At 69.5% G+C, this 25,390-nt stretch carries 27 protein-coding genes; 19 read left to right on the top strand and 8 right to left on the bottom strand.

Annotated elements, in window-relative coordinates; translation table 11 throughout:
- Positions 1 to 92 precede the first annotated feature (92 nt).
- Positions 93 to 1,256, top strand: coding sequence for a PLP-dependent aspartate aminotransferase family protein (locus AB0O44_RS00860; protein WP_364133164.1), 1,164 nt, complete (start codon positions 93 to 95; stop codon positions 1,254 to 1,256).
- Here the strand turns inward: AB0O44_RS00860 and AB0O44_RS00855 are convergent.
- On the bottom strand, positions 1,253 to 2,569 hold the full coding sequence (locus tag AB0O44_RS00855; RefSeq protein ID WP_364133161.1) for an MFS transporter: 1,317 nt from the start codon (positions 2,567 to 2,569) through the stop codon (positions 1,253 to 1,255). The genes AB0O44_RS00860 and AB0O44_RS00855 overlap by 4 nt on opposite strands.
- Before the next feature lie 117 nt (positions 2,570 to 2,686).
- On the opposite strand from AB0O44_RS00855, the gene AB0O44_RS00850 reads away from it, so the two are divergent.
- Positions 2,687 to 3,670 (top strand): LysR family transcriptional regulator, encoded by a 984-nt coding sequence (locus AB0O44_RS00850; protein ID WP_364133158.1) that lies wholly within the window; start codon positions 2,687 to 2,689, stop codon positions 3,668 to 3,670.
- A gap of 55 nt (positions 3,671 to 3,725) precedes the next feature.
- Here AB0O44_RS00850 and AB0O44_RS00845 read toward each other — a convergent pair whose 3' ends face one another.
- Complete coding sequence (locus tag AB0O44_RS00845; RefSeq protein ID WP_364133155.1) at positions 3,726 to 4,766, bottom strand: nitronate monooxygenase; 1,041 nt, start codon at positions 4,764 to 4,766, stop codon at positions 3,726 to 3,728.
- A 49-nt stretch (positions 4,767 to 4,815) separates the two neighbouring features.
- Here AB0O44_RS00845 and AB0O44_RS00840 point away from each other — a divergent pair, with 49 nt between their 5' ends.
- Entirely contained in the window at positions 4,816 to 5,748 is a 933-nt protein-coding gene (locus AB0O44_RS00840; RefSeq protein WP_364133152.1) for a BadF/BadG/BcrA/BcrD ATPase family protein, read from the top strand.
- Positions 5,749 to 5,786: 38 nt separating this feature from the next.
- Here AB0O44_RS00840 and AB0O44_RS00835 read toward each other — a convergent pair whose 3' ends face one another.
- Entirely contained in the window at positions 5,787 to 6,809 is a 1,023-nt protein-coding gene (locus AB0O44_RS00835; protein WP_364133149.1) for a pirin family protein, read from the bottom strand.
- Positions 6,810 to 6,874: 65 nt separating this feature from the next.
- Here AB0O44_RS00835 and AB0O44_RS00830 point away from each other — a divergent pair, with 65 nt between their 5' ends.
- The 8 genes from AB0O44_RS00830 to AB0O44_RS00795 all read left to right on the top strand — a co-directional run bounded on the left by AB0O44_RS00830 (position 6,875) and on the right by AB0O44_RS00795 (position 14,864).
- A complete protein-coding gene (locus AB0O44_RS00830) occupies positions 6,875 to 7,339 on the top strand; it encodes an NUDIX hydrolase (RefSeq protein ID WP_364133147.1) in 465 nt (154 codons plus the stop codon).
- Positions 7,340 to 7,689: 350 nt separating this feature from the next.
- Positions 7,690 to 8,796 (top strand): ribosome small subunit-dependent GTPase A, encoded by a 1,107-nt coding sequence (rsgA, locus tag AB0O44_RS00825; RefSeq protein ID WP_364133145.1) that lies wholly within the window; start codon positions 7,690 to 7,692, stop codon positions 8,794 to 8,796.
- A 286-nt stretch (positions 8,797 to 9,082) separates the two neighbouring features.
- Positions 9,083 to 10,174 carry an ABC transporter ATP-binding protein gene (locus tag AB0O44_RS00820; protein WP_364133142.1) on the top strand — a complete coding sequence of 364 codons (1,092 nt, stop codon included), beginning with the start codon at positions 9,083 to 9,085 and terminating at the stop codon, positions 10,172 to 10,174.
- Positions 10,174 to 10,875 (top strand): ABC transporter permease, encoded by a 702-nt coding sequence (locus tag AB0O44_RS00815; protein ID WP_364133139.1) that lies wholly within the window; start codon positions 10,174 to 10,176, stop codon positions 10,873 to 10,875. The genes AB0O44_RS00820 and AB0O44_RS00815 overlap by 1 nt, the downstream gene beginning before the upstream one ends.
- Positions 10,872 to 11,618 (top strand): ABC transporter permease, encoded by a 747-nt coding sequence (locus AB0O44_RS00810; protein WP_290255817.1) that lies wholly within the window; start codon positions 10,872 to 10,874, stop codon positions 11,616 to 11,618. Before AB0O44_RS00815 ends, AB0O44_RS00810 begins: the two co-directional genes overlap by 4 nt.
- Positions 11,615 to 12,577: an ABC transporter substrate-binding protein gene (locus AB0O44_RS00805; RefSeq protein ID WP_290255816.1), complete on the top strand. Its 963-nt coding sequence runs from the start codon at positions 11,615 to 11,617 to the stop codon at positions 12,575 to 12,577. The genes AB0O44_RS00810 and AB0O44_RS00805 overlap by 4 nt, the downstream gene beginning before the upstream one ends.
- Before the next feature lie 142 nt (positions 12,578 to 12,719).
- A complete protein-coding gene (locus tag AB0O44_RS00800) occupies positions 12,720 to 13,940 on the top strand; it encodes a pyridoxal phosphate-dependent aminotransferase (protein WP_364133135.1) in 1,221 nt (406 codons plus the stop codon).
- Positions 13,941 to 14,009: 69 nt separating this feature from the next.
- Positions 14,010 to 14,864 (top strand): polyphosphate kinase 2 family protein, encoded by an 855-nt coding sequence (locus tag AB0O44_RS00795; protein WP_364133132.1) that lies wholly within the window; start codon positions 14,010 to 14,012, stop codon positions 14,862 to 14,864.
- Here the strand turns inward: AB0O44_RS00795 and AB0O44_RS00790 are convergent.
- Positions 14,861 to 15,103, bottom strand: coding sequence for an exodeoxyribonuclease VII small subunit (locus AB0O44_RS00790; RefSeq protein WP_290255813.1), 243 nt, complete (start codon positions 15,101 to 15,103; stop codon positions 14,861 to 14,863). The genes AB0O44_RS00795 and AB0O44_RS00790 overlap by 4 nt on opposite strands.
- A 26-nt stretch (positions 15,104 to 15,129) precedes the next feature.
- A complete protein-coding gene (gene xseA, locus AB0O44_RS00785) occupies positions 15,130 to 16,416 on the bottom strand; it encodes an exodeoxyribonuclease VII large subunit (RefSeq protein ID WP_364133129.1) in 1,287 nt (428 codons plus the stop codon).
- 227 nt (positions 16,417 to 16,643) lie between these two features.
- Between xseA and AB0O44_RS00780 the strand changes: the two genes are divergently transcribed.
- Positions 16,644 to 17,510, top strand: coding sequence for a hypothetical protein (locus tag AB0O44_RS00780; protein ID WP_364133126.1), 867 nt, complete (start codon positions 16,644 to 16,646; stop codon positions 17,508 to 17,510).
- A gap of 22 nt (positions 17,511 to 17,532) precedes the next feature.
- The gene (locus tag AB0O44_RS00775; protein ID WP_290255810.1) at positions 17,533 to 18,624 is read left to right on the top strand and encodes a 4-hydroxy-3-methylbut-2-enyl diphosphate reductase; all 1,092 of its coding nucleotides are present in this window, start codon (positions 17,533 to 17,535) and stop codon (positions 18,622 to 18,624) included.
- A 15-nt stretch (positions 18,625 to 18,639) separates the two neighbouring features.
- Here the strand turns inward: AB0O44_RS00775 and AB0O44_RS00770 are convergent, their stop codons facing one another.
- Positions 18,640 to 19,887, bottom strand: a complete 1,248-nt coding sequence (locus tag AB0O44_RS00770; protein ID WP_364133122.1) for a DNA recombination protein RmuC — start codon at positions 19,885 to 19,887, stop codon at positions 18,640 to 18,642.
- 77 nt (positions 19,888 to 19,964) lie between these two features.
- On the opposite strand from AB0O44_RS00770, the gene ychF reads away from it, so the two are divergent.
- Positions 19,965 to 21,050 carry a redox-regulated ATPase YchF gene (ychF, locus tag AB0O44_RS00765; RefSeq protein ID WP_364133119.1) on the top strand — a complete coding sequence of 362 codons (1,086 nt, stop codon included), beginning with the start codon at positions 19,965 to 19,967 and terminating at the stop codon, positions 21,048 to 21,050.
- Positions 21,051 to 21,164: 114 nt separating this feature from the next.
- Here the strand turns inward: ychF and AB0O44_RS00760 are convergent, their stop codons facing one another.
- Positions 21,165 to 21,665, bottom strand: coding sequence for a DUF4188 domain-containing protein (locus AB0O44_RS00760; RefSeq protein ID WP_364133116.1), 501 nt, complete (start codon positions 21,663 to 21,665; stop codon positions 21,165 to 21,167).
- A 55-nt stretch (positions 21,666 to 21,720) separates the two neighbouring features.
- On the opposite strand from AB0O44_RS00760, the gene AB0O44_RS00755 reads away from it, so the two are divergent.
- The 5 genes from AB0O44_RS00755 (at position 21,721) to AB0O44_RS00735 (ending at position 24,709) form a co-directional block, all read left to right on the top strand.
- Positions 21,721 to 22,290 (top strand): TetR-like C-terminal domain-containing protein, encoded by a 570-nt coding sequence (locus AB0O44_RS00755; RefSeq protein WP_364133113.1) that lies wholly within the window; start codon positions 21,721 to 21,723, stop codon positions 22,288 to 22,290.
- Between the two features lie 132 nt (positions 22,291 to 22,422).
- A complete protein-coding gene (locus AB0O44_RS00750; protein WP_364133111.1) occupies positions 22,423 to 22,947 on the top strand; it encodes a hypothetical protein in 525 nt (174 codons plus the stop codon).
- A 457-nt stretch (positions 22,948 to 23,404) separates the two neighbouring features.
- Complete coding sequence (locus AB0O44_RS00745) at positions 23,405 to 23,977, top strand: hypothetical protein (RefSeq protein ID WP_364133108.1); 573 nt, start codon at positions 23,405 to 23,407, stop codon at positions 23,975 to 23,977.
- A 64-nt stretch (positions 23,978 to 24,041) separates the two neighbouring features.
- Positions 24,042 to 24,413 (top strand): SDR family NAD(P)-dependent oxidoreductase, encoded by a 372-nt coding sequence (locus AB0O44_RS00740; protein WP_364133105.1) that lies wholly within the window; start codon positions 24,042 to 24,044, stop codon positions 24,411 to 24,413.
- On the top strand, positions 24,401 to 24,709 hold the full coding sequence (locus AB0O44_RS00735) for an SDR family NAD(P)-dependent oxidoreductase (protein WP_290255799.1): 309 nt from the start codon (positions 24,401 to 24,403) through the stop codon (positions 24,707 to 24,709). Before AB0O44_RS00740 ends, AB0O44_RS00735 begins: the two co-directional genes overlap by 13 nt.
- A gap of 49 nt (positions 24,710 to 24,758) precedes the next feature.
- Here AB0O44_RS00735 and AB0O44_RS00730 read toward each other — a convergent pair whose 3' ends face one another.
- A complete protein-coding gene (locus AB0O44_RS00730; protein WP_290255798.1) occupies positions 24,759 to 25,310 on the bottom strand; it encodes a DUF3090 domain-containing protein in 552 nt (183 codons plus the stop codon).
- Positions 25,311 to 25,390: the final 80 nt, after the last annotated feature.

Genomic DNA, 25,390 nt, shown 5'->3' with positions numbered 1-25,390 from the left:
ATATCCGCCGGTTCCATTCGAAACACCTGTCTCCTTCCGAATATCTGCCGGATACTTGCCCTATTCAATGGCGAATATTCACAAGGAGAATCGTGCTTTCCTTCGACTCCCAGGCCGTCCACGCCGGCCGCCAGGGCCTCACGGACCAGGGCCTGCATGCCGTCCCGATCGACCTGTCCACCACCGCCCCGCTTCCCTCCGTCCACGACGGCGGCCTCGCCTACGAGCAGCTGGCCACGGGCGGCACCCCGCAGGAAGGCCAAAGCACGGTCTACCAGCGGCTCTGGAATCCGACGGTGGCACGCTTCGAAGAGGGCGTGGCCCTGCTCGAGGCGATGCCCGAGGCCGTGGGCTTCGCCAGCGGCATGGCGGCGTTGAGTGCCGCACTGCTGGCCGTCGTGGCGACGGGGAGGAAGCACATCGTTGCGGTACGGCCGCTCTACGGCGGCAGCGACCACCTGCTGGCCTCCGGCGCGCTGGGCACCGAGGTCACCTTCACCACGGCCGGCGGCGTGCGCGGTGCGCTGCGGCCGGACACCGGCCTGGTCATCCTGGAAACGCCGGCGAACCCCAGCCTGGACCTGGTGGACATCGCCGCCGTCGTGGCCGCCGCCGACGGGGTCCCGGTGCTGGTGGACAACACCTTCGCCACCCCGGTGCTGCAGCAGCCGGCACGCCACGGGGCGGCCATGGTGCTGCACAGTGCCACCAAATTCATCGGCGGCCACGGGGACGCGATGGGCGGGGTCATTGCGGCCGGCGGCGAGTGGGCCGCCCGGCTGCGGCGGGTGCGGGCCATCACCGGCGGAATCCTGACGCCCTGGCCGGCCTACCTGCTGCACCGCGGACTGGCCACCCTGCCGGTCCGGGTCCGGGCCCAGCAGGCCGGAGCGCACAAGGTGGCCGTGGCCCTGGCCGGCCATGGACTGGTCCGCCGCGTCTACTACCCGGGGCTGCCGGACTGCGATCCGCAGGGGCTGGTGGGGACGCAGATGGCCGGACCGGGATCGCTGCTGGCCTTCGAGCTGGGCAGCGCGGACCATGCTGAGCGGCTTCCGGGCGCCGTCCGGCTGCTCACCCACGCCGTTTCCCTGGGCGGCATCGACTCCCTCATCCAGCATCCCGCCGGCCTGACACACCGGCCCGTTGCGGCCGAGGCGAAGCCGCACGCCGGGCTGTTGCGGGTCTCGGTGGGGCTCGAGGACCCGGCGGACGTCATCGCGGACCTGGTTCAGGCCCTGGAAGCCATGCGTTAGGCCTGCGCGGTGCCGGGCACGCCGGCCGGATGAACGACGGCGGTGACCGCCGCCGTCGTCGCCGCCAGTGCCATCACCCCCAGGGCAAGCGCCGTCCAGCCCAGCGACTGGAAGAGCAGGCCCCCCGCCCAGCCCAGGACGCTGGAGCCCAGGTAATACGCGAGGTTGTAGAGCGAGGCGGCCTGGGCCCGGCCGCCGCTGGCGATCACCCCGGTCCAGCCGGAGCCGATGCTGTGGGCGGCGAAGAAACCGCCGGTGAAGATCAGGAGCCCGGCCAGGATCAGGACCAGATGAGCGGTAAGCGTCAGCGCCAGGCCGCCCACCATCAGCACCGTCCCGGCGATCAGGACGTTCCGGCGGCCATGCCGCGCGGTCAGCCCGGCGGCCCAGCGGGCCGAGACCGTGCCCGAGAGATAGGCCAGGAAGATCAGGCTGATTAGGGTGGCCGGCAGGCCGAACGGTGCGGCGGAGAGCCGGAACCCCAAATAGTTGTAGACGGCCACGAAGCCGCCCATCAGCAGGAAGGCCTGCAGGTAGATGGCCAGCAGCCGCGGGTTCCGGCCATGGTGTCCCAGGGTGGCCAACGCGCCGCGCAAGCCCCCGGCGGCGGACGGGGTGAAGTTCCGGGCCGGCGGGACCAGGACCAGGAACAGGACCGCCGCCACCGCGGCCATGGCGGAGACGCACAGGACGGCGGCGCGCCAGCCCCAGAGTTCGCCGACGGGTCCGGCGAGCAACCGGCCCGCCAGCCCGCCCAGGGTGGTGCCGGCAACGTAGGTCCCTGCGGCCAGTGCGGCCTGGGCCTTCGTGATCTCCTCATTCAGGTAGGCCACCGCGATCGCCGGAATCCCGCCCAGTGCCATACCTTCCAGTGCCCGCAGGGCGAGCAACACCGGGAACGTCGGCGCCAGCGGCGCCAGCAGGCCGAACACGGTTGCCGCCGAGATCGCCCAGGCCATGGCCCGGACCCGTCCCACCCGGTCCGCAACAAAAGACCACGGCAGGACCGTGAGGGCCAGCCCGACGGTGGCCAGGGAGATCGTCAGGGCGGCCTCCGCCGCGGTGACCTCCATTCCGCGCGCAATCAGCGGCAGGACGGCCTGGGTTGAATACAGCTGCGCGAAAGTGGCGACGCCGGCGAAGGCCAGGCCGGCAAGGATCCTTCGGTATCCCGCGGAGCCCTTGCGGTGGCCGGCCCACGCTGCCTGCGGTTCCCGTTGCCCGTGGTTCCCCGGGGCTTCAGTGCCGGGGACGGGCGGTGCCACGGGGGAGGGCCGGCCGGTGGCGGGGCTGGAGACGGGGTGGCGGGGCATCTGCCCAGCGTAGACGCCGGCCGGGTATGCTTCCAATGCATCATTACCATTAGATTCATGGCCCAAACGGAACATTTTCCCGGCCCGTCGGGAGGTCATCTGCCGAGGAGGTCCCGCGTGGATGTGGAGAACAAACACCTTGTCCAGCTGTTGCCGCTGCTGCCGGTCCTGGCCGAGTTGGGCCGGACCCGGCACGTCACCGCGGCGGCCGAGGCCCTGGGCCTGCCGCAATCCACGGTCAGCCGCGGCATAGCGCGGGCCGGCCGCCTCATCGGCACGGAACTGGTGCTCCGCGACGGCAGGGGAGTCCGGCTCACCCCGGCGGCGGAGGCGCTGCTGCCGCACATCGAGGCGGCCCTGGCCCAGTTCCAGGCGGGACTGGACGTGGTGCGGCATGAATCGGAGGTGGTCCGCGGCAGGATCGCGGTGTCCTTTCAGCACACCTTCGGCGAGGCGATGCTGCCCCTGCTGATCAGCGCCTTCCACCGGCGGCACCCGCAGCCGGCCTTCCAGCTCAGTCAGGGCTCCCGCGACGGATGCCTGGCCGAGCTTGCCGCGGGGGAGGCCGACCTGGCGTTGACGGCCCCCGTCGCAGGCCCCAGCCGGGGGATCTCCTCTGCCGCCCTCTACCGGGAACCGCTGCGCCTGGTGGTCCACCACAGCCACCGCCTGGCGGGCCGGGCCAGCGTGCCGCTGGCCGAACTGCGGGCCGAACCGTTCGTGGCGATGGGCCCCGGGTACGGGCTGCGATCCCTCTCCGATGCCCTGTTCCGGGAGGCCGGTTTCCGGCCGCGGATCGCCTTCGAAAGCCAGGACTCCCATACGGCCCGTGGCCTTGTCTCGGCCGGGCTGGGCGTCAGCATCCTGCCGCCGGCGGGCCCGTCCCCGGACCGGCACCAGCCCGGACAGCCGCCCGAACTGGGCTGGGTGGAGCTGGCGCTGGAGTCGGAGCTGGCCTTCCGTGAGATCGGCCTCGCGTGGCGGGAACGGCGCGGCGGGGCGGACGCCGAACCGGACCCGGTGCGCCTGTTCCGGGAGCTGGTGCTCAGCGAGGGCCCCTCCCTGCTGGCGGGCTTCGTCCGCGGCCGCTCCGGCCGCTAAACGGTCGTCTCCGGCGGTCGTCCCCGGCGCGCTGCGGCCGGCGCGTGGAGCGAGGCTAGCCCAGCAGCCGTGCCAGCACCCCGGCGACCGGTCCGGCCTTCGCCTCCCGCCATCCGGTGCCCGCCCACAGGTTCAGCCGTTCCGGATCCCCGGCGGCGGCCGCGGCCGCCCGCAGCGGCGCCGTCAGGTGATGGACCGCGGGGTAGGCCTCCGGCGCGTCCGGGTGCGCGGCAACGAACTCGTTCACCAGGGCCCGGGCGGCACGTCCCGTGAACGCCCGGGTCATGGCCGTTCCGGTGAAGCGCGGGCTGGCCAAGGCATCCTTGTGCAGCTGGCGGGTTCCACTCTCCTCTGTGCGCAGCAGGGCCGTCCCCACCTGCGCGGCGCCGGCGCCCGCGGCGAGGACGCCGGCCACCCCGGCCGCGTCCATGATGCCGCCGGCAGCCACCAGGGGAAGTCCGACGGCGGCGCGGACCGCCCGGACCAGGTCCGCCGTAGTACCCTCCGCCGGGCCCTCTTGCAACATCCCAAGCGATCCCGGCAGGAAGGCCCCGCTGTGCCCGCCGGCGCAGGAGTGCTGCACCACCAGGGCGTCCACCCCCTGCTCCTCCGCCAGCCTCGCCTCGGCCAGGCCGGTGACGGTGGCCAGCACCAGGGAACCCGCCCGCTGCAGCCGCCGCACCGTGTCCGTCCCTGGCAGGCCGAAGGTAAAGCTGACAAGTTCCACCGGGTCGGCGAGCAGCAGATCGATCTTCTCCTGCCAGCGGTCGTCATCGTCCAGCCGCGGCGCCGGGAGCTGAACGCCGTAGCGACCCGCCTCGGGGATCAGCTCCTGCCGGTACGCCGCCAGCGCCGCCGTCACGGCGGGGCCCGGCGGCAGCTGGGCCGGGTCGGGGACGAAGACGTTCATCCCGAACCGGGCGCCCGTGGCGCGCACGGAGCGGATCTCGGCCGCCATCGCGGCGGGGTCCTTGTAGCCGGCGGCGAGGAAGCCCAGCCCGCCGGCCCGGTGCACGGTGGTGACGAAGGACGGCGTCGACGTCCCGCCGGCCATCGGCGCGGCGATGACGCTGGTGCCAAACATCGGGTGCGGCATGGGTACTCCTGACGGGATTTTCGGCGGCCGTTGTCAGTAGGCTTGTCCGGTGACCCATTCTGACACCCCCTCCGTCCCCCCGGCCGCCGTCCCGAGCCCCGACGGGGCCGTGATCGGCCTGGACATCGGCGGAACCAAGACGCGCGGTGTCCGCTTCGAGTCCGGCGTCCCCGTGGCCGACGAGTCCGTCGGCAGCGCCAACGTCCAAAACGTCACCCCCGAGGAGGCGGCCCGGAACCTGGCGGAGCTGTTTGCCAGGATCGGCGGCGGCACGATCGCCCGCGTCTACGCCGGTGCCGGCGGCATCGACACGGACGAGGACGCCGCCGCGCTCGCCGCGCTGATCAGCCCGCACGCGCCCGGCGCCCGGGTCACCGTGGTCCATGACTCCCGGCTGTTGCTGGCGGCCGGGGGAGCCGCCACCGGGGTGGCCGTCATCGCCGGCACCGGTTCTGCCGCCTGGGGGCGGAACGCCGAGGGCGCCGAGGCCCGTGCCGGAGGCTGGGGCTACCTGCTCGGCGACGAGGGCAGCGGCTATTGGCTCGGCCGGGAAGCGGTCCGGCACAGCCTGCGCCGGATGAACCAGGGACTGGAACCGGACGAACTGACCCGGGCGCTGCTGGCCTCCTGCGGCACGGACCACCCCAACAAGCTCATTGCCCTCTTCCACTCGCCGGCCACGGGCCGGCGCTTCTGGGCCCAGCAGGCGCGTGTGGTGGTCGAGGCCGCCGACGCCGGGCACCCCGCCAGCCAGGCCTTGATCGGACAGGCCGGGCGCGACCTGGCCGACCTTGCCGTCCAGACCCTCCGGCAGCTCGGCATCGCCGGTCCCGTGATCCTGGGCAGCGGGCTCGGTATGAACGTGGTGCGCCTGCAGGACGCGTTCCGCACCGCGCTCGCCGCCGAGGGGATCACCGACGTCCGGGTGCTGCAGCAGGAGCCGGTGTTCGGGGTCCTGCAGCTCGTCGCCGAACAGGACTGAGCCGGGCTAAACGGGTCCGGGCCAACCGGCCGTCGTGGTCAGTGCCGCCGGCGCGGACGAAGCGGCACCCCGGGCAGCGGCGGCGCGGGGATCCGCCCGGCTTCCGGGCCGGCGTCGGGTCCATGGCCGGGCACCAGCCCGAAGCGGGCCGACGCGGCGTCGGCGTCCGTGAGTCCGGCCTGCGCCTCCCAGTCCTCCCTCGCCTGTGCCACCTCCTCGTGGCTGCGGCCGACGAAGTTCCACCACATCAGCAGTTCCTCCTCGAACGGTTCCCCGCCCAGTAGCACGAACCGGGTCCCGGGAGAGGCCACCAGTTGCAGCCGGTCCCGGCCGGTGCCGAGGTAGCCCAGCGGTCCGGGCGGCACCTGCTGGCCGTCGAGTTCCACGCTGCCGTCGAGCACCAGGACGGCGTGCTCGAAGTCCGGGTCCAGGGGCAGGTCCAGCGGTCCGTCGCAGCTGATGTCGGCCCCAAGGATCGGCGTGAAGGTGGTGGCGGGCGACGTCGTCCCGGCCAGGCTCCCCACCATGACGGTCGCCGCGAAGCCCTGGCCGCGGACCACGGGCAGGTCCCGGTGCTGTTCGAACGCCGGGCCGCGGTGCCGGTCGCTGTCCGGGAGCGCCACCCACAGCTGCAGGCCGCGCTGCAGCGGCATTTCGGCATCAGGGCCGCCGGGCAGCACCGCGAACTCGGAGTGGGAGACGCCCCGTCCGGCCGTCATGATGTTGAGTTCCCCGGGCCGGACGATCACGTCGCTGCCCACGCTGTCGCGGTGCCGGATGGTTCCCGCCAGCGGCCACGTGACGGTCTGCAGCCCCGTGTGCGGGTGCGGGAGCACGGACATGGCGACGCGGTCGGGGCCGAAGCTGTCCAGGAAGCACCACGCGCCCACGGTCGGCAGGCCCCTCTGCGGGAGGGTGCGGGAGACGTTCATGGCCCGGACCCCGCCGAGCGGGACCTCGCGGGCCGGCCAGAGCTGGAGGCACGGACCGCTGGCGGTTCCAGCCACGCTGTGCGCGGCGGGGCAGACTTCTTCGGGCGGCAGGACTTCGAGGTTGGTCACCCTCAAACTCTAGGGCCCGGCCGCCGGATCCGGCAGGGCCGGCGGTGCGCGGTTACGCTGGGACGATGACCCTGCCATTCGACACCCGCCCTGCCGCCTACGGCGTCGTCATCCGCGACGACAGCCTCCTCCTCGCGTATTGGAAGCAGGGCGGCCGCGAGGGCTGGACGCTGCCCGGCGGGGGACTGGACCTGGCCGAACACCCCGTGGACGGCTGCCGGCGGGAAATCTTCGAGGAGACCGGCTATGACGCCGCCGTCGGCGCCCTGCTGGGCGTGGACGTCGGGTACTGGCCCGCCGAGTCACGGCTCGACGGCGGCCACCGGGACTTCCAGTCGCTCCGACTCGTCTACGAAGCGGAGATCACCGGGGGAGAGTTGCGCCATGAGGTCGGCGGCAGCACCACGCACGCGGCGTGGATCCCGCTGGCCGAGGTCGCCGGGCTGAACCGGGTCTCGCTCGTCGATGTGGCGTTGAGGCTCTACCGGGAACGGCCGGTGGACGGCAGGCTTTCCCCGAACGGTCCCTAGCCAGCGGCGGCGGGGGCGGCTACCCTGAAGACACCGCGCCGTGATCGGCAGCGGGGGAACGCGAAAGCTACTGCGGGGGAGGTGAACGTGATGATTGCAACGGATCTGCGCGCGCAGCGCACCACCAGCAGCCACAGCACACGTTCTGCCCCGGCCGTCCGCGCTTCCTGACCCGACCTCCGGCATCTCCTGCCGGGCGGGTATACGCCGGTCCATTCCGACCGCAGCGGGCGACATGTCCCGGGGCCCAGCACAAAGGGTTCCCATTGAACGCTCACTCTGCACCATCTCATCATCACCACGTCCCCAGCGGCCCGGAAGCCTACGGTTTCACCGATTCCGTCCGGGACATGTTCGCTGACCATCCCGTGTCCGGAGGAACCGGCGCCGGCCGCGTGGCGCGCGTCGACCGCACCCGCGTCGTGGTCGCCGCGCACGACGGTCCGCTCCACCTCCCCTATCCCCGCAACGGCGGCTGGCCCGCCACCGGCGACTGGGTGTGGCTCGGCCCCGACAGCGTGGGGGAGACCGCCATCATCGACGTCCTGCCCCGCCGGACGGCACTGATCCGCAAACAGGCCTTCGACGCTTCCTCGGAGGCCCAGGTGCTTGGCGCCAACATGGACGTCGTAGGGGTGGTGGTTCCGGTGGACTGGCCCCTCACCCATAACCGGTTGGAGCGCACCCTCGTGGCCGCCTGGGATTCCGGCGCCACACCCCTGGTGGTCATCACGAAGGCGGACCTGGCGGGCGTGGCGGATGACGTCGTCGCCACCGTCCTCCACCAGGCCGCCGGCGCCGCCGTGGTCACCACGTCCGCGCAGCAGGGCGACGGACTGGAGGAACTGCTCGCCCACCTGCCCCCGGGAGGCACCATCATGCTGCTGGGACCCTCCGGAGCCGGGAAATCGACGCTGATCAACGCGCTCGCCGGGTCCGATGTCCAGGACACCGGACCCGTCCGGGCCGGTGACGGCAAGGGCCGCCACACCACCACCGTCCGCGAGCTGGTTCCACTGCCCGGCGGCGCCGTCCTGATGGACACCCCGGGGGTGCGCGGGTTCGGCCTGTTCGACGCCGAGGACGGCATGGGCGAAGTGTTCGGCGACCTCGAGGAGCTGTTTGCCGGCTGCCGGTTCGCCGACTGCGCCCACGACCGCGAACCGGGCTGCGCCGTTCAGGCCGCACTCGCCGACGGCACACTGCAGGGCCGCCGCTGGGCCAGCTACCAGAAGATGCAGCGCGAGCTCGCCGCCCTGGGCCGCCGGCACGACGCGGCCGCGCGGCGGGCCTACCAGCGGGAATGGCACCAGAAGGTGTCCGCGGCCAGCCGCGGCCAGCGGGCGGCGGAACGCCTGGGAGAGGGGTACGGGGCCAAACGGGCCGCCGGCTCCGGAGAACCCGGCAGCAGCAGAGGTGGCGGCAGCGGCGGCAAGGCCGGGCGGCGCGGCCGCTAACGAAAAGGTGCGCCCATCCGCCCGGGCAACGGTGCCGAAGACTCCGCGGGGAGAGTTTCGCTCGCCCCGCGGAGGCGGTCCGCCGCCCCCGCGGAGGCGGTCCGCCGCCGCCGCGGGGACGCGGGCGCCGTGGGACGGTTTGATCACTTTTTCGACTCGTTTGATCAACCTGTCTGCGGCGCCCGTTACGCTGGGCTCCTACTCGCTTTACAGTAAAAAATAAGCATGCATATGATCAGTTGGCTGGACCGTCCCATGTTGCCGCCAACAGTTAGGTAAGCCCGTAATGGCAGAGGCCATGATCGAGTTCCAGAGCGTCACGAAGAAGTATCAGGGCGGCCAGGCGGCCGTTGACGATCTGAGCATGTCCATCGACAAGGGCGCGATCACGGTTTTCGTCGGCCCGTCCGGCTGCGGCAAGACCACCTCCCTGCGGATGATCAACCGGATGGTGGAGCCCACCTCGGGCACCCTGACCGTGGATGGCAGGGACGTCACCAGTGTCCCCGCACCCCAGCTGCGCCGCTCCATGGGCTACGTCATGCAGTCTTCCGGACTGATGCCGCACCGTACGGTCCTGGACAACATCGCCACCGTCCCGCGGCTCAACGGCGTCTCCAAGGCCGAGTCCCGCAAGCGCGCCGAGGAGCTGCTCGACGTCGTCGGGCTCGCCTCCGCCCTCGGGAAGCGCTACCCCTCCCAGCTCTCCGGCGGCCAGCAGCAGCGCGTCGGCGTGGCCCGGGCGCTCGCCGCTGACCCGCCCGTGCTGCTCATGGACGAGCCGTTCAGCGCCGTGGACCCCCTGGTCCGCGACGAGCTACAGAAGGAACTCCTGCGCCTGCAGCGGGACCTCGCCAAGACCATCGTGTTCGTCACCCACGACATCGACGAGGCCACCGTCCTGGGTGACAAGGTTGCCGTCTTCGCTACTGGTGGAAAGCTGGCCCAGTACGCCGCGCCGGAGGAAATCCTGCGCGCTCCCGCCAACGAGTTCGTGGCGGCCTTCGTGGGCCGGGACCGCGGCTTCCGGCACCTGGCCTTCAGCCCCTCCGACGGCGTCCGCATCCACGCGGCGCAGACCGTCCGGCTCCACGAGCTCGGCGCCGGCAGCGAGGCCGGAGACTGGCAGCTGGTGGTCGACGACGAGGGCCGTCCCCTGGGCTGGAGCGGTCCCGGGGCAGGAGCGGCCACTGTCCCCGGCGGCTCCCTCTTCCGCAAGGGCGAGACCCTCCGCCGCGCCCTGGACGCGGCGCTGTCCTCGCCCTCGGGTCTGGGCGTCGCCGTCGACGACGACGGCCGTGTCGCCGGGATTCTCAAGGCCGACGAGGTGCTCGCCGTCATCGACGCGGACCGGCGGGCCAGGCAGGGACGACTCTGATGGAATGGTTCCTGGCCAACAGCGGAACCGTCTTCACCCTCGCGGGCCAGCACCTTGTGCTCGCGGTGGTGCCGATGGTCCTGGGCCTGCTCATCGCGATCCCGCTGGCCCAGCTTGCGCGACGCAGCAGCACCCTCCGGGCCGTGGTCCTCACGGCCTCGTCCCTGCTCTACACCATTCCCTCCCTCGCGCTGTTCATCATCCTGCCCACCGTGATCGGCACCCGGATCCTGGACCCGCTCAACGTGATCGTCGCGCTGACCATCTACGCGGTGGCGCTCCTGGTCCGTGCCGCCCTCGACGCCTTCGATTCGGTGGACGATGACCTGCAACAGGCCGCCGTCGCCATGGGCTTCAAGCCGCTGGCCCGTTTCCTGCAGATCGACCTGCCTCTGTCCCTGCCCGTCATGTTCGCCGGCCTTCGGGTGGTCTCGGTCAGCAACATCTCACTGGTCAGCGTCGCGGCGCTGCTGGGCATCGGCAACCTCGGCATGCTGTTCACCGCCGGACTGCAGCGCGACTTTGTCACCGAGGTGATGGTGGGCATCATCGCCATCCTCATCCTCGCGCTCGTCATGGACGCCCTCCTGGTGCTGCTCGAACGCCTCCTGACCCCCTGGGCCCGCGCCGCCGGGGCGAAGCCTGCCGGCCCCAGGGGGGCCGCCCGCGGCAGCGCGGCCACCGTGGAGGCCAGCGCATGAGCAACGTCTTCTCCGATACTTTCGCGTGGCTGGCAGACCCGGACCACTGGTCCGGCAGCACCGGGATTCCCGTGCGCCTGGCCGAGCACCTGCAATACACCGGCCTGGTCATGCTGATCGCCGTGGCCATCGCCGTGCCCGTGGGCCTGTACGTCGGCCACACCGGACGCGGCCGGGTGGCCGTCGTCGCCCTCGCCGGCGCGCTGCGGGCCCTGCCCACCCTGGGCCTGCTGACGCTCTTTGTCCTGCTCGCGGGAATCGGGCTGATGCCCCCGGTCTGGGCCCTCGTGATCCTGACCGTCCCGCCCCTGCTGGCCGGCACCTATGCCGGCATCTCCAGCGTGGACCGGAATGTGGTGGACGCCGCCCGCGCGATGGGCATGACCGAACTCCAGGTGCTGTTCCGGGCCGAGTTCCCCAACGCACTGCCCGTCATGTTCGGCGGGTTCCGCACCGGCGTGCTCCAGGTCATCGCCACCGTTTCGGTGGTCGCTTACATCAACCTAGGCGGCCTGGGGCGCTACCTCTTCGACGGGCTGGTGCTTTCCGACTTCCCCCAAATGCTCGGCGGCTCGCTGCTGATCGCCGTCCTGGCGATCGCCGTCGACCTCGTCCTGGCCCTGTTCCAGCGGCTCTTCCTCGTCCGGGGCGCCGCCCGCACACCAAACCGCGGCCAGCAGGCCACGGTTGATCTCACAGACCCCGCGACCGCGGAGCCTGTTCTTCAAGGAGGTACATCATGAAGGAAAACCGCCAACGAGCCCTCGGCAGGCGCGCATTCGGCGCCCTGGCCACCGGTGTCGGCCTGGCCCTGGCGCTGTCCGCCTGCGGCGGCTCGTCCAACCCGCTGTCCTCCGCGCCCGCCAGCGGCGGTTCCACCGGTGGCGCCGGCGGATCCCTGGTGATCGGCTCGGCCGACTTCACCGAGAGCCAGATCATCGCCGAACTGTACGCCGGTGCCCTGAACGCGGCCGGCGTCACCGCCACCACCAAGCCGAACATCGGCTCCCGCGAGGTGTACTTCAAGGCCGTCCAGGACGGCTCCGTGGACGTGGTCCCGGACTACACCGGCAACCTCCTGCTGTACGTAAACAAGGAAGCCACCGAGGTCTCCGCGGACGACATCGCCAAGGCGCTGCCCGGCAAGCTGCCCGACGGCCTGGCCGTGCTGGACGCGTCCAAGGCCGAGGACAAGGACGCCATGGTGGTCACGAAGGCCACCGCGGAGAAGTACAAGCTGAAGTCCATCGAGGACCTGGCCAAGGTCTGCAACGAGATCGTCGTCGGCGCCCCCGCGACGTTCGCCGAGCGCGCCTACGGCCTCCCGGGCCTGAAGAAGAACTACAACTGCGAACCCAAGAAGCTGGAACCGTTCAGCGACGGCGGCGGCCCCCTGACGGTCAAGGCCCTGCTCTCCGACCAGGTCCAGGTAGCCGACATCTACACCACCACCCCCGCCATCGCGGACAACGACCTGGTGGTGCTGGAGGACCCGAAGAACAACTTCATCGCCCAGCAGGTCCTGCCGCTGTACAACAAGGCGAAGATGACGGACAAGGCCAAGGAAGCGCTGAACGCCGTCTCCAAGCAGCTCACCACCGACGATCTGATCAACCTCAACCGGGCGGTCAGCGGCAGCCAGAAGCAGAACCCGAAGGACGCCGCTGCGGCGTGGCTGAAGGACAAGGGCATCGTCAAGTAGACGGCGCCACACCCTGACGACGGCGGCCGCCCGGGACCCGGATGACGGGGCCCGGCGGCCGCTGCCGTTGGTCCGTATGGCCGTGACGGGCTGTGAGGCAAGTCTCAGGGGAAGTCCATCACCCTTATGGCATATTTGATGGATGGCAGAAATCCAGCAGTCCACCAAGCTTCATAATGTCCTCTACGACATCCGTGGACCGATTCTTCAGGCCGCCCAGCAGATGGAGGCAGAGGGTCACCGCATCCTCAAACTGAACATCGGAAACCCGGCCCCGTTTGGTTTCGAAGCGCCGGACGCGATCCTGGTGGACATGATCCGCCATCTGCCGCACGCCCAGGGCTACAGCGATTCCCGCGGCATCTTCTCCGCCCGCACCGCCGTCTCGCAGTACTACCAGACCCGTGGCATCCAGAACATCCACGTGGACGACATCTACCTCGGCAACGGTGTCAGCGAACTGATCACCATGTCCCTGATGGCCCTGCTCGACGACGGCGACGAGGTGCTGATCCCGACGCCGGACTACCCGCTGTGGACCGCCTCCGTCGCCCTCGCCGGCGGCAAGCCCGTCCACTATCTCTGCGACGAGGAGTCCGGCTGGCAGCCGGACCTGGAGGACCTGGAAGCCAAGACCAGCCCGCGCACCAAGGGCATCGTGGTGATCAACCCCAACAACCCCACGGGCGCCGTCTACCCCGAGGAGACGCTGAAGAAGATCGTGGCCCTGGCCGAGAAGCACGGCCTGGTGCTCTTCGCCGACGAGATCTACGAGAAGATCCTCTACGAAGACGCCGTCCACGTGAACATGGCGAGCCTCACCGGGGATGACGTGCTCTGCCTGACCTTCAGCGGACTGTCCAAGGCCTACCGGGTCTGCGGTTTCCGGGCCGGCTGGATGGCCATCTCCGGGCCGAAGAAGAACGCCGCGGACTACCTCGAGGGCATCAACCTGCTGGCGAACATGCGGCTCTGCGCCAACGTCCCGGCCCAGCACGCTATCCAGACCGCCCTCGGCGGGTACCAGAGCATCAACGATCTCATCCTGCCCGGCGGCCGGTTGCTGGAACAGCGTAATAAGGCCTACGACATGCTCAACGCCATTCCCGGCGTGAGCACCCAGCAGGCCCGCGGTGCCATGTACCTGTTCCCCAAACTGGACCCCGAGGTTTACCACATCCGGGACGACGAGAAGTTTGTGCTGGACCTGCTCCGGCAGCAGAAGATCCTGGTCTCCCACGGCCGGGCCTTCAACTGGGTGCGCCCGGACCACTTCCGCATGGTCACTCTGCCCAACGTCAAGGACCTGGAGGAAGCCATCAACCGCATGGCGGACTTCCTCAGCCGCTACAAGGGCAACTAGGATTCGGGTCAGCAGCGCCGCCGGACACCCGTCGCGGCGGCCGGCTGCCCGGACCGGAATGAGGCTGTAATGGCAGACGCCGTGAACTTTGAGAAACATCCCGCCGAGTTGCTGAGGGCGGGCAAGAAGTTCATTCTGGGCGATGTGGACCCCGGCGCCACCCCCGGGTACAGCGGCGACAAGGCCGCGGGCGAGTCCCTGCTCGGCGAACTGGACGGCAAGCTGACCCGGCTCCAGGAGCAGCTCTTCGCGGAGTCACGCGCCGGTGGCAAGAAGCGGGTCCTGCTGGTCCTGCAGGCGATGGACACCGCCGGCAAAGGCGGGATCGTCAACCACGTCATGGGCCAGATGAACCCGCAGGGCGTGCAGTTGAAATCTTTCAAGGCACCGACGCCCGAGGAGCAGTCCTACGATTTTCTGTGGCGGATCGAGAAGGAGGTGCCGGCGGCAGGGATGGTCGGCGTCTTCGACCGTTCCCACTACGAGGACGTCCTGATCCACCGCGTGCACCGGTGGGCCGACGCCGAGGAACTGGACCGCCGCTACCGGGCCATCAACGAATTTGAGGCCCGGCAGGCCGCGGCAGGCACCAAGATCGTCAAGGTGATGCTGCACATCAGCCGGGACGAGCAGCAGCAGCGCCTGCTCGCCCGCCTGGACGATCCGGCCAAGCACTGGAAGTACAGCGGCAACGACCTCAAGGAGCGGGCCTTCTGGGACGACTACATGGACGCCTACCAGGCTGCCTTTGAGCGGACCAGCACCGAGCACGCGCCCTGGCACGTGGTGCCGGCGAACAAGAAGTGGTACGCCCGGATCGCCGTGCAGCAGCTCCTGCTGGACGCGCTGGAGTCCCTGGCCCTGCAGTGGCCCGCCCCGGAGATCGACCTGGACATGGAGCGGGAGCTGGTCCGGCGCTCCTAGCCCTCGTCGGCCGCCTGCTCCTTTGCGGCGGCCAGGCGCTTCCGGGCACCCTCCAGCCACTGCTCGCAGCGCTTCGCCAGTGCCTCGCCGCGTTCCCACAGGGCGAGTGAGTCTTCGAGGCTGACGCCGCCGGCCTCCAGCTTGCCGACGACCGCGACGAGCTGTTCGCGGGCTTCCTCGTAGCTGAGGGCGTCGAGGTCCGTATGGGTGGTGGGCGTTGCCGCGCTGTCCGCTGCCATGGTGGTTCTCCTGGTGGTCTGTTGGGTTAGTCGTCGGTGGGTTCGGCACCGCCGGTGGACCGGGCGGTGAATTTTCCGCCGGCCACCCGGATTGCCAGGGCTGTGCCGTCCGGGGCCTCATCGGGGAAGCGGATGACCTCGTGCCGGGCCCCGGGTTCGACGATGCCGTCGTCCAGCTGGACCACGGCATAGCCGCGGTCCAGGGTCTTCTGCGGGGACAGGGCCCGGATTTGCGCCTTGAGGTGCACCAGCTGGTCCGCGGCGCGAACCACCGCCGTGGTGATCGCTGAGTGCGAGCGGTTCTTGAGCCGCTCGACGTCGTCGTGGCGGGTGGTGATCATCCCCTCCGGGGCGGAGAGGACGGGCCGGGACCGCAGCGATGCCAGCCGGTCCGTTTCGCGGTCGACCAGCCGGCCGACGCCGCGCCGCAGGTGGTCGCGGGCCTGCCGGACCCGGGCGAGTTCCTCCGCCACGTCGGGCACGATCCGCTTGGCCGCGTCGGTGGGGGTGGAAGCGCGCAGGTCGGCGACGTCGTCGAGGATGGGCCGGTCCGCCTCGTGGCCGATCGCGCTGACCACCGGAGTGGAAGCCGCGGAGACGGCGCGGATGAGCTCCTCGCTGCTGAACGGCAGGAGATCCTCGAGGGAGCCGCCGCCGCGGGCGATGACAATGACGTCCACCCTCGGATGGGCGTCGAGCTCGCGGAGCGCGCCGAGGACCTGCGCGACGGCGGTGTTGCCCTGGACGGCGACCTCACGGACTTCGAACTCGACGGCGGGCCAGCGCAACGCCGCATTGCGGAGCACATCCTTCTTGGCGTCCGAGTCCCGGCCGGTGATCAGCCCGATCCGGTGGGGCAGGAGCGGCAGCCGTTTCTTGCGGGAATCGGCAAAGAGCCCCTCGGCGGCCAGCGCCTGGCGGAGCCGTTCGATGCGGGCCAGCAGGTCACCGAGCCCCACCGGGCGGATGTCCTTGACCGACATGTTCAGCCGGCCGGTCTTCAGCCAGAACTCGGCCTTGATCAGGGCCACGACGCGTGAACCGCGCTCCAACGGGGTCGCCTGCCGGTCCAGGACGCTGCTCCAGACCGACGCCGGCAGGGAGATCTCCGCGTCGATGTCCCGGAGGGTCAGGTAGGCGTTGGAGCCGCGGCGGTTCAGTTCGATGACCTGTCCCTCCACCCACGCCGACGGTGCCCGGTCGATGTACCCCTTCAGCTTCTGGGAGAGCAGCTGCAGCGGCCACGGATTGTCCGGGCTGGTGCCGGCGGCAGTGGCCGGCAGCGTAGAGGCCTCGGCGGTCTCCTCAGACATGCCGGCGGCTGTCGACGCGGGGTGCCAGGTGCATGGTTGCGGGTCCTTCGGTGGTGGTCGCGGAACGATTCCGGCGGCGGGGCCGGCTTCAACTCTATCCATAGCAATACCAGCGGCGTCCGACTTTCTAACGGCAGGCCTCCTGGTGGCGGGGCGCGCGGTGGTTTTACCGTCCGCCCGGGCTCACCCGTAGGATGGCTTCACTCCCAACCCACCAGGAGACTTTCGTGCGCACTTTTGTCTCGGCCATCGCCGTACTGATCGGCCTGGCCTTATCCGCGGTCGCCGTCCCCGCCCTCTGGGTGGACCGCAACATCGTCCAGGAGGACGGGTTTGTTGCCCTCACCGCTCCGCTGGGCAAGGATCCCGCCTTCCAACAGGGCCTGGCGACGGCGGCGGTGAACGGCATCGGCACCGGCCAGCAGCAGCTCCCGGACGCGCTCGCCAACCTGATCAAACCGATCCTGACCGACGCGGCGAAGTCCCTCACCACCGCTCCGGGCTACGCGGATGCCTGGGCGGAGACTCTCCGCCGCAGTCACCGGCTGAGCTTTGCGGACCCGTCGACGCTGCCCCCGGAAACCGACGGCGCCACCTCCCTGACCCTCGACGTCGCACCGTTGGTCGGTCTGGTGGTGAAACGGATCACCGAGGCTTCCCCGCTGCCCCTGACGCTGAAGGCCCCCGACACGGTCCGGATCAACATCGGGCAATCCAGCCAGCGCCAGATGATCGAACGCGTGTCCGCCTATGCGCCGATGGGAACGCCCGTGGCCGTGGGGGCTGGCATCGCCTTCCTCCTGGCTTTTGTCGCTGCCCGCCGCAAGTGGACCGTTCTGGCCGGCATGGGCCTGGGCGCGCTCGTGCTGGCCGCGGTGTGGAAGTTCGGCTCGGACCTGGCCGGGAAGGCTGTCCTGGCGACCTCGGGCGGCAACGACGTCGCGGGCATCTTTAAGCGCGAATTCGTAGACGCCGCCACGGCGAACTTCGGGCAGTGGATCATCGCCGCCCTGGTAGCCGGCGGTGCGCTGCTGGTGGCCGGCATCGTGCTCCGCGTCGTCGCCCCGCGCAGGCGGCCCACGGCCCGGCCGTAGCGAACACCGGTAGCATGGGGGCATGACGTCCACCGCTGTTTCCATTCCGATGCCCTCCGTTCCGCGCCGGCGGCGTTCGCCGGAGGAAATCCTGGCCGCGGCCCCCGTTTCCGGGCCCAAGCGCGTGCTGCTGGCGGCCCCGCGCGGTTACTGCGCCGGCGTTGACCGCGCCGTGATCGCCGTGGAAAAGGCGCTCGAGCACTACGGACCGCCGGTCTACGTGCGGAAGCAGATCGTCCACAACGTCCACGTGGTCAGCTCGCTGGAGGAGAAGGGGGCCATCTTCGTCGACGAAACCGACGAGGTCCCCGAGGGCGCCCTGGTGATCTTTTCCGCGCACGGCGTGGCTCCCTCCGTGGTGCAGTCCGCCGAGGACCGCGGCCTCCGCACCATCGATGCGACCTGCCCGCTGGTGACCAAGGTCCACCGCGAGGCCGTGCGCTTCGCCAAGGACGACTTCGACATCCTGCTGATCGGCCACGACGGCCACGAGGAGGTCGAGGGCACCGCCGGCGAGGCCCCCGAACACATTCAGATCATCAACGGCCCGCACGAAGTGGACAAGGTCACTGTCCGGGACCCGGAGAAGGTCATCTGGCTCTCGCAGACCACACTCAGCGTCGACGAGACCATGGAGACGGTCCGGCTGCTGAAGGAACGCTTCCCGACCCTGCAGGATCCGCCCAGCGACGACATCTGCTACGCCACCACCAACCGGCAGGTGGCGATCAAGAAGATCTCGCCGCAGGCGGATCTCGTGATCGTTGTCGGCTCGGCCAACTCCTCCAACTCCGTCCGCCTGGTGGAGGTGGCCCTGGAGTACGGTGCGAAAGCCTCCTACCGGGTGGACTTCGCCAACGAGGTCGACGAGTCCTGGTTCGAGGGCGTCGCCACCGTCGGCGTCACCTCCGGCGCCTCCGTGCCCGAAGTCCTGGTCCAGGAAGTGCTCCGGCTTCTGGCCGACTACGGCTACGGCACCGTGGAGGAAGTCGTTACCGCGGAGGAAGACCTGCTGTTCTCGTTGCCCAAGGAACTACGGGCTACGCTCAAGCAGGCCGGCGATGTCTCCCGCGCCCTGGGCGGCCGCGGGTCACGCCCCGCGGCCGGTTCCTAGCTCTTATCCGGGTTCCTAGGCGGCGGACTCGCCCGCTTCGGCCGGTCCGGCTGCGGCCACGGCGGGGGCCTCGTACTGGAGCTCCGGCGCGGCCACGGAGCGCGGTGTCACCTCAACGGTGACCGGTGCGGTGAGCCCGGCGGTGTCCATGGCATTGAGTTTGCGGGCCGTCGGCAGCACCCGGGCCTCAAGGGTGCCCACCATCGAGTTGTACCGGTCCACGGACGTCTTGAGTGAGGAACCGAGCTTGGAGACGTTCTCGCCCAAGGTGCCCATCCGCTCGTAAAGCTGCTGGGCCAGTTCGAACAGCTCCCGCGCGCTGTCGGTCAGCACGTCCTGCCGCCAGGTGAAGGCCACGGACTTCAGGACGGCCAGCAGCGTACCGGGGGAGGCCAGCACCACGTTGCGGGACAGGGCGTAGTCCAGCAGGGCAGGGTCCGCCGTCAGGGCGGCAGCCAGGATGGATTCGGCCGGCAGGAAGCAGATCACCAGTTCCGGGGCGTTGCCGGGGATGTCCCAGTACTTCTTGCCGCTCAGCGCATCCACATGGGCCTTCAGCGCCTTGGCGTGCGCCGCCAGCAACGGGCCCTGCCCCGCGGTCCCGGTGGCGTGGCCGGCCTTGCCGGAGGCGCCGAGTTCCTGGGCCTCAAGGTAGGCGGTCAGCGGGACCTTGGCGTCCACCACGAGTTGCTTCGCGCCGGGGAGCTGGACCACGAGGTCCGGCCGGACGGCGGTGTCCGAGCCGCTGCTGTGGACCTGCTCATGGAAGTCCACGTGCCGCAGCATGCCGGCCGCCTCGACGACGCGGCGCAGCTGCACCTCGCCCCACTGGCCGCGCGCACTGTTCGACCGCAGGGCGGATTCCAGGGCGTGGGTGGAGCGCAGCAGCTGCTCATCCGAGAGCCTGGCTTCCTGCAGCTGCTGGGCCAGCTGGCCGTACTGCTCAAGACGGTCCCGCTCCAGCAGAGAGACCTGCTGCTGCACGGCGGAAAGCTTCTCGGCCACGGGCGCCAGGGCGCGCAGCACACTGCCGTCCTGCGCTCGCGCGTCACCCAGCTCGCGGTTCTGCGCGGCGAGGAGCCGGCGTTCGGCGTCGGCCGCTGCAAGCTGGGCCGTGGTCTCGGAAAGCCGGACGGACAGCCCGTCGAAGTCCTGCTCGAGGCCAATCGCGCGGCGGCGGAGTACGACGAAGGTGAAACCGCCGCCGGCGGCGGCCCCGATGAGCAGCATCAGGAGGGCGAGAATGAGTGCGAAAGCGTCCATGCCTTCACTCTGGCACGCACCTCTGACAGTTTTAGCCAGCGACGCCGGGGAGCCGTTTACCGGTAGAATCAATCCTCGTGGCTCTTACTATTGGCATCGTCGGACTGCCCAACGTCGGCAAATCAACTCTTTTCAACGCACTGACCCGCAACCAGGTGCTCGCGGCGAACTACCCGTTCGCCACCATCGAGCCCAATGTCGGCGTCGTGAACCTGCCGGACCCGCGGCTGGAGAAGCTGGCCGAAATTTTCGGTTCCCAGCGCATCCTGCCGGCCGCAGTGTCCTTCGTTGACATCGCCGGCATCGTCAAGGGCGCGTCCGAGGGCGAAGGCCTGGGCAACCAGTTCCTCGCCAACATCCGTGAGGCCGAGGCCATCGCCCAGGTGGTGCGCGTGTTCGACGACCCCGATGTCATCCACGTCGACGGCAAGGTCGATCCCCGCGCGGACATGGAAACGATCAACACCGAGCTGATCCTCGCTGACCTGCAGACCATCGAGAAGGCCATCCCGCGGATCGAAAAAGAAGTCAAGATCAAGAAGCGCGAGGCTGCCGAGCTGGCAGCCGTCAAGGCGGCCCAGACGGTCCTGGAGCGCGGCGACACCATCTTCTCCTCGATCAAGAGCGACAAGCTGGAAATGGAACACCTGAAGGAGCTGGGCCTGCTGACGGCCAAGCCCTTCATCTACGTCTTCAACGCCGACGAGGGCATCCTCGGCAGCCCCGAGAAGCAGGATGAACTGCGCGCCCTGGTGGCTCCCGCCGATTGCATCTTCCTCGACGCCAAGCTCGAGTCCGACCTCGTCGAACTCGACGAGGCAGAGGCCCGCGAGATGCTGGAAATGAACGGCCAGGACGAGTCCGGCCTGGACCAGTTGGCCCGCGTCGGCTTCCACACCCTGGGGCTGCAGACCTACCTCACGGCCGGTCCCAAGGAGACCCGCGCGTGGACCATCCACCAGGGCGACACCGCCCCGCAGGCCGCCGGCGTCATCCACTCGGACTTCCAGCGCGGCTTCATCAAGGCCGAGGTGGTCTCCTTCGACGACCTGATCGACGCCGGCTCCATGGCCGAGGCCAAGTCCCGCGGCAAAGTCCGGATCGAAGGCAAGGAATACGTCATGGCCGACGGCGACGTGGTGGAGTTCCGCTTCAACGTCTAATCCGCCAAGGACCGCAAAGGCATGACCGCCGGGAACACCTGTTCCCGGCGGCCATCCGCTTTTTTGGGCTTCCGAACGAAAATGAAGCCGCCTGCCGGCATCGGCTTGGACGTCTCATTGGGACGGATGATGCCCCGCCCTGTCTGCGTCCAGACGCTGGCGAGCGGTGTTGAGTCCTGCCCCGACCGGGGCGTGGCCGGTCGCTGCTGCCAGCCCGAAGACCGGCATGTCGCTGTACATGCTTTCCCTGCCACCCGGGATCGTCTCGTAGGTCTCATGCCAGATTCCGACGTCGCCGGTGCCGGCTGATTCCCGCATGAACCGGCGCCAGGGCTCAAGGTGCGGCGCGGATCGGTCCGCCGCGAACCGCTGCAGATGCTCGGGGCTCTTCCAGTAGGTGACCATGATGGTGGTCCGGCCGAACCATTGCTGGTAGCCCAGCAGCCCGGCCTCCGGCGTCCTGGCCAGGTAGCCAAGCATCGTGGGCATGGACGCCGCCACCTGTGCCACCTTCCCGAGTTTCCACCATCGGTTCGCCCGCATCCCGATCAGGAAGACTGTCACCGGTCCTTCGGGAGCCGCCGTGAATCGCCCCGTGTGAACGTGATCCGCCATGTCTCATTCCTTTCCATAACAGTGTTACAGAACAGTGTTATGGAATACTGGTCCCATGGCAAGACCCGTAGTTCATGACGACAACCTGCGGCGGAGGCTGCTCGACGCCGCCGCCTCCCTGATCGCCCGCGACGGCGCCGCGGGCGTATCGCTGCGCGGTCTGGCCGCTGCCGCGGGGACATCGACGACGGCGGTGTATTCACTCTTCGGGGGTAAAGCGGAACTGCTGAGTGCCGTACTCGACGACGGCTTCGCGTCCTTCGCTGCCTCCCAGAGGGACGCGGCCGACGGCGGCGTCGAAGCATTAGGGCTGGCCTATCGGGCCTGGGCCTTGGAGCATCCTGTCCTCTACGGCCTGATGTTCGGGGGGGCGCTGACCAGCCAGGTGCCTTGCCGGCCGACACCCGGAGCCGCTGAACCGGCGATGGAGCCGCTGTTCGCCGCAGTCGAGGCTGCGCTGCCCGGAGCCCCGGGGGATGAGATCGCCTCGATGGTGGGCGCGGTGTGGGGCCAAGTGCATGGGATGGTGTCACTGGAACTTGCCGGGGCGCCGGCGGCTGGCTGGACGTGGGAAGCGGCCTATGATGCCGCCCTCAGGCAAATTAGCCGCTCGCTGGGACGGTAGGGAAGGACCTTGGCCTCATGCGAAGGCAGGCCGGACGTGGAGGTCTAACCGCTGTCGATCCGGATCCCCGAGTCATCCACATACGGTAGAACCCTGATGGGCGCAGCCTGCTGTCCGTGCAGGATTGGTTCCATGGGAATCCGGTACTACGCCTACGCATTTGACAGTGATCAGGCGGCGCAAGCACTTGCTGATCCACGGACCGTGATCGGCCCCGACCCGCTCGCGGATGCGTTCGGCCTTGAGCGTGGCTTCATTCAGGGCTATACAGACCTCCGGCAATCCCTGCCGGAGCGTGACCTCCTCTACCTCGACAAAGCATGGCCGTATTTGCAGCGGCTCACTGGTCCGCCCTCGCCAGGTGCTGCGGCCCGAGCTTCCTACCGGATGTTCGAAGGACATGTGACACACGCCGGCGATGGTCTTACCTGGCACCCTTGGGTGCGCGCGCTTCCGCCGCACGAAGTCGCATTGATCGCCAGAGACCTTGAGGCGATCGACGGCCACGCCATCAACGTCGCTCTGGGCGGGTCCTGCTCGCCCGGCCACACGCTGGAGTCCGAGGCGGCCTACGTCAACGCTTTCCTTGATAGAGCGAAAGTCTTCGCCAGCACGGCCGCCTCGGACGGGCGCGGATGTGCTTACCTGATCGGCTGACAAGAGTTCAGAAGCAACGGACCGACGTTAGAGGGGGGGCACACGAAGTGAGTCATGGGGGATACGCCTCACGGAGCAGGGCGGACAGCTCAGGCGATTTGTCAGGGAACTCGGGGCATGCGAATGATCCCGGGAGCGATTGGTGAGCTGCTGATGAACCGCCCGCCTGGTAAAGAGTGCCCCGGTACGTTTGCCGGGCTCGGTCTTTGATCCAGCGCTCAGAGTTATCTCGACGCGGCGCAGCGCAACCTTGAGATGTCGCTTACGGAGCTTCTGTTGGCGGCCTGACCCCTTCAAGCGCCGTTCCCTGTGAATGCCTCCTATTCGGGTTTCCCTTCCTGCCTCCATGGGTATCGGGATGCTGCTCAGGTCGCTCTCGGTAACGTCGAGGATAATGGCGCCTAGGCCGCACTGTGGCTGCGTAGTCCGCGATGACAGGCACGACGAAAGGAACCCCATGAATCCTGACCAGAGCAAGTCCGCCGACGTGAACGCCAAACTGCCGGTCGAGGACCCGACCGGCCAAGACCCGGCGGCGAACGACCCGGACGCCGAGGCGAAGCTGCAGCTCCAGCTGGCGATCTTCGAGGTCAGTAAGGACTCCAAGGGCAGGAGCCACGACGAGATCATCAAGCGGCTGCGGGCCGCTTTCGCCGACCACGGCGTGGACGAACCGCCCTTTACGTGGCTGGAGTCCGTGGCATCGTCGGCCTACTACGGTGAGCCGTACATCATCGACTTCCCCACGGCCCTGGCCGCGGACGACGTCGTCGCCGCGCCGAATGAACAGGTCCGGGAGCGTCTCGAGACGCGCCGCGAGCTCCGTAGGGAGAAGCTGCCGCCGGGAATCTTCCCCTCAGCTTCAGACTGGAACGTGCCCGAAGTCGCGAGGCGCGGCCTGGAAGCCCCGGCAAACACGTCCGCTCCGGCATCGAGGAACACGATTCTGCTGGCCGTCGCGGGAGCCGCGGTCGCGGCGGGGGTAGTGGCCTTGATCGTCCGTGCATCCAAACGCGGCAGGACCGCGTAGCGGGCCCGCTTGGTAGCGGCGGGGAACTGGCTACCCTTTCCACTCGGGGCATTAGGATCGAGCCATGACGACGCTTGAGGGTGCAGTTGTTCTGGTGCTGGGTGCCACGGGAGGGCTCGGGTCGCGCATCGCCGCCCGGCTGGAGGACGGCGGAGCCGCCGTGGTCCGGTCCTCGCGCTCCGGCGGACAGGATCTGCGCGCGCCCGCCGCGGTCAGGGAAGTGCTTGAGGGCGTGATGGCCCAGCACGGCCGGCTGGACGGGATGGTGGTGGCGTCGGGTGTTGTCGCCTTCGGCGCAGCGGCGGACCTGGACCCGGCAACGGTGGACGAACTCTTCGCCGTGAACACCACCAGTGTCATCGAGTTGATAGCCGGGGCCCAGCCGCACCTGGCGGAGTCGGCGAGGGGGGCCGGGACCCGTTCGTGGTCACCCTGAGCGGGATTGTCGCCGAGGCGCCCGTCGCCGGGCTGGCGGCCTATTCGGCGTCAAAGGCCGCGCTCGCAGCCTTCGCGGTGGCCGCCGGCCGCGAGTTCCGCCGCGCCGGGATCCGGATCCTGGACGCGAGGCCGGGCCATACCGGCACCGCGCTGTCCGAGCATCCGATCGCCGGGCAGGCACCCAAATTCGGCGCGGCGCTGGACCCGGACGCGGTGGCCGCCCGCATTGTCACCGCCATCGTTGACGGCGAGAAAGACCTCCCCAGCACGGCCTTCGTGGGCGGCGCGTCCTGACCCACTGAAGACCCGAGGGGCCGGAAGAACCTGGCCCTCCCAGGGGAAATCACATGCCGGGAAGGGTGCAGGTGTGACCGTCGGGGTCCATCGGGTAGCCGCAGAGCGGGCAGGTCGGACGCCCGGCTCCCACGATCTCCCGGGTGCGCTTGGCGAAGGCCCGCGCGGTTCCCACCGGCATGCGCACCAGGAGCATCTCGCGGTCGTCCGCGTCGTCGTCGAACGAATCATCGTCCTCATCGGCGTCGACGTCGGTGATCGGGTAGGCCTCGATGATGATTTGGGCCGTCGTCGGGTCCCAGCCCAGCGTCATGGCACCCGCGCGGAACTGCTCCTGGACGGGTGCCAGCGGATCGTTGTCGACCAGTTCGACCGGTGTGCTGGTCGGCACGCTGAAGGGATTGCCGTCGACGGTGAAGAGCTGGTCGAGGATCTCGTCGATCTTCTCCGCCAGCTGGGCCGACTGCTGCTTCTCGAGGGCGATGCTCACCGTCTGCGACCCGGCGTTCACCTGGAGGTAAAACGTCCGCGCCCCCGGAACGCCGATGGTGCCGACGACCACCCGGTCTGGCCAGTCAAACTCGTGAACACGTGTGGGCATGTCAGTATTCTAGGCGCAAGGGCCGGCCGCTGCCCTTCGGGCCCGCCTATACAGTGGGCCGCCATGGCAAGGAGCATCCA

It is taken from the genome of Arthrobacter sp. NPDC080082, from assembly GCF_040686595.1.
Classification (GTDB): domain Bacteria; phylum Actinomycetota; class Actinomycetes; order Actinomycetales; family Micrococcaceae; genus Arthrobacter.
This window is presented reverse-complemented; position numbering and strand designations above follow the sequence as displayed.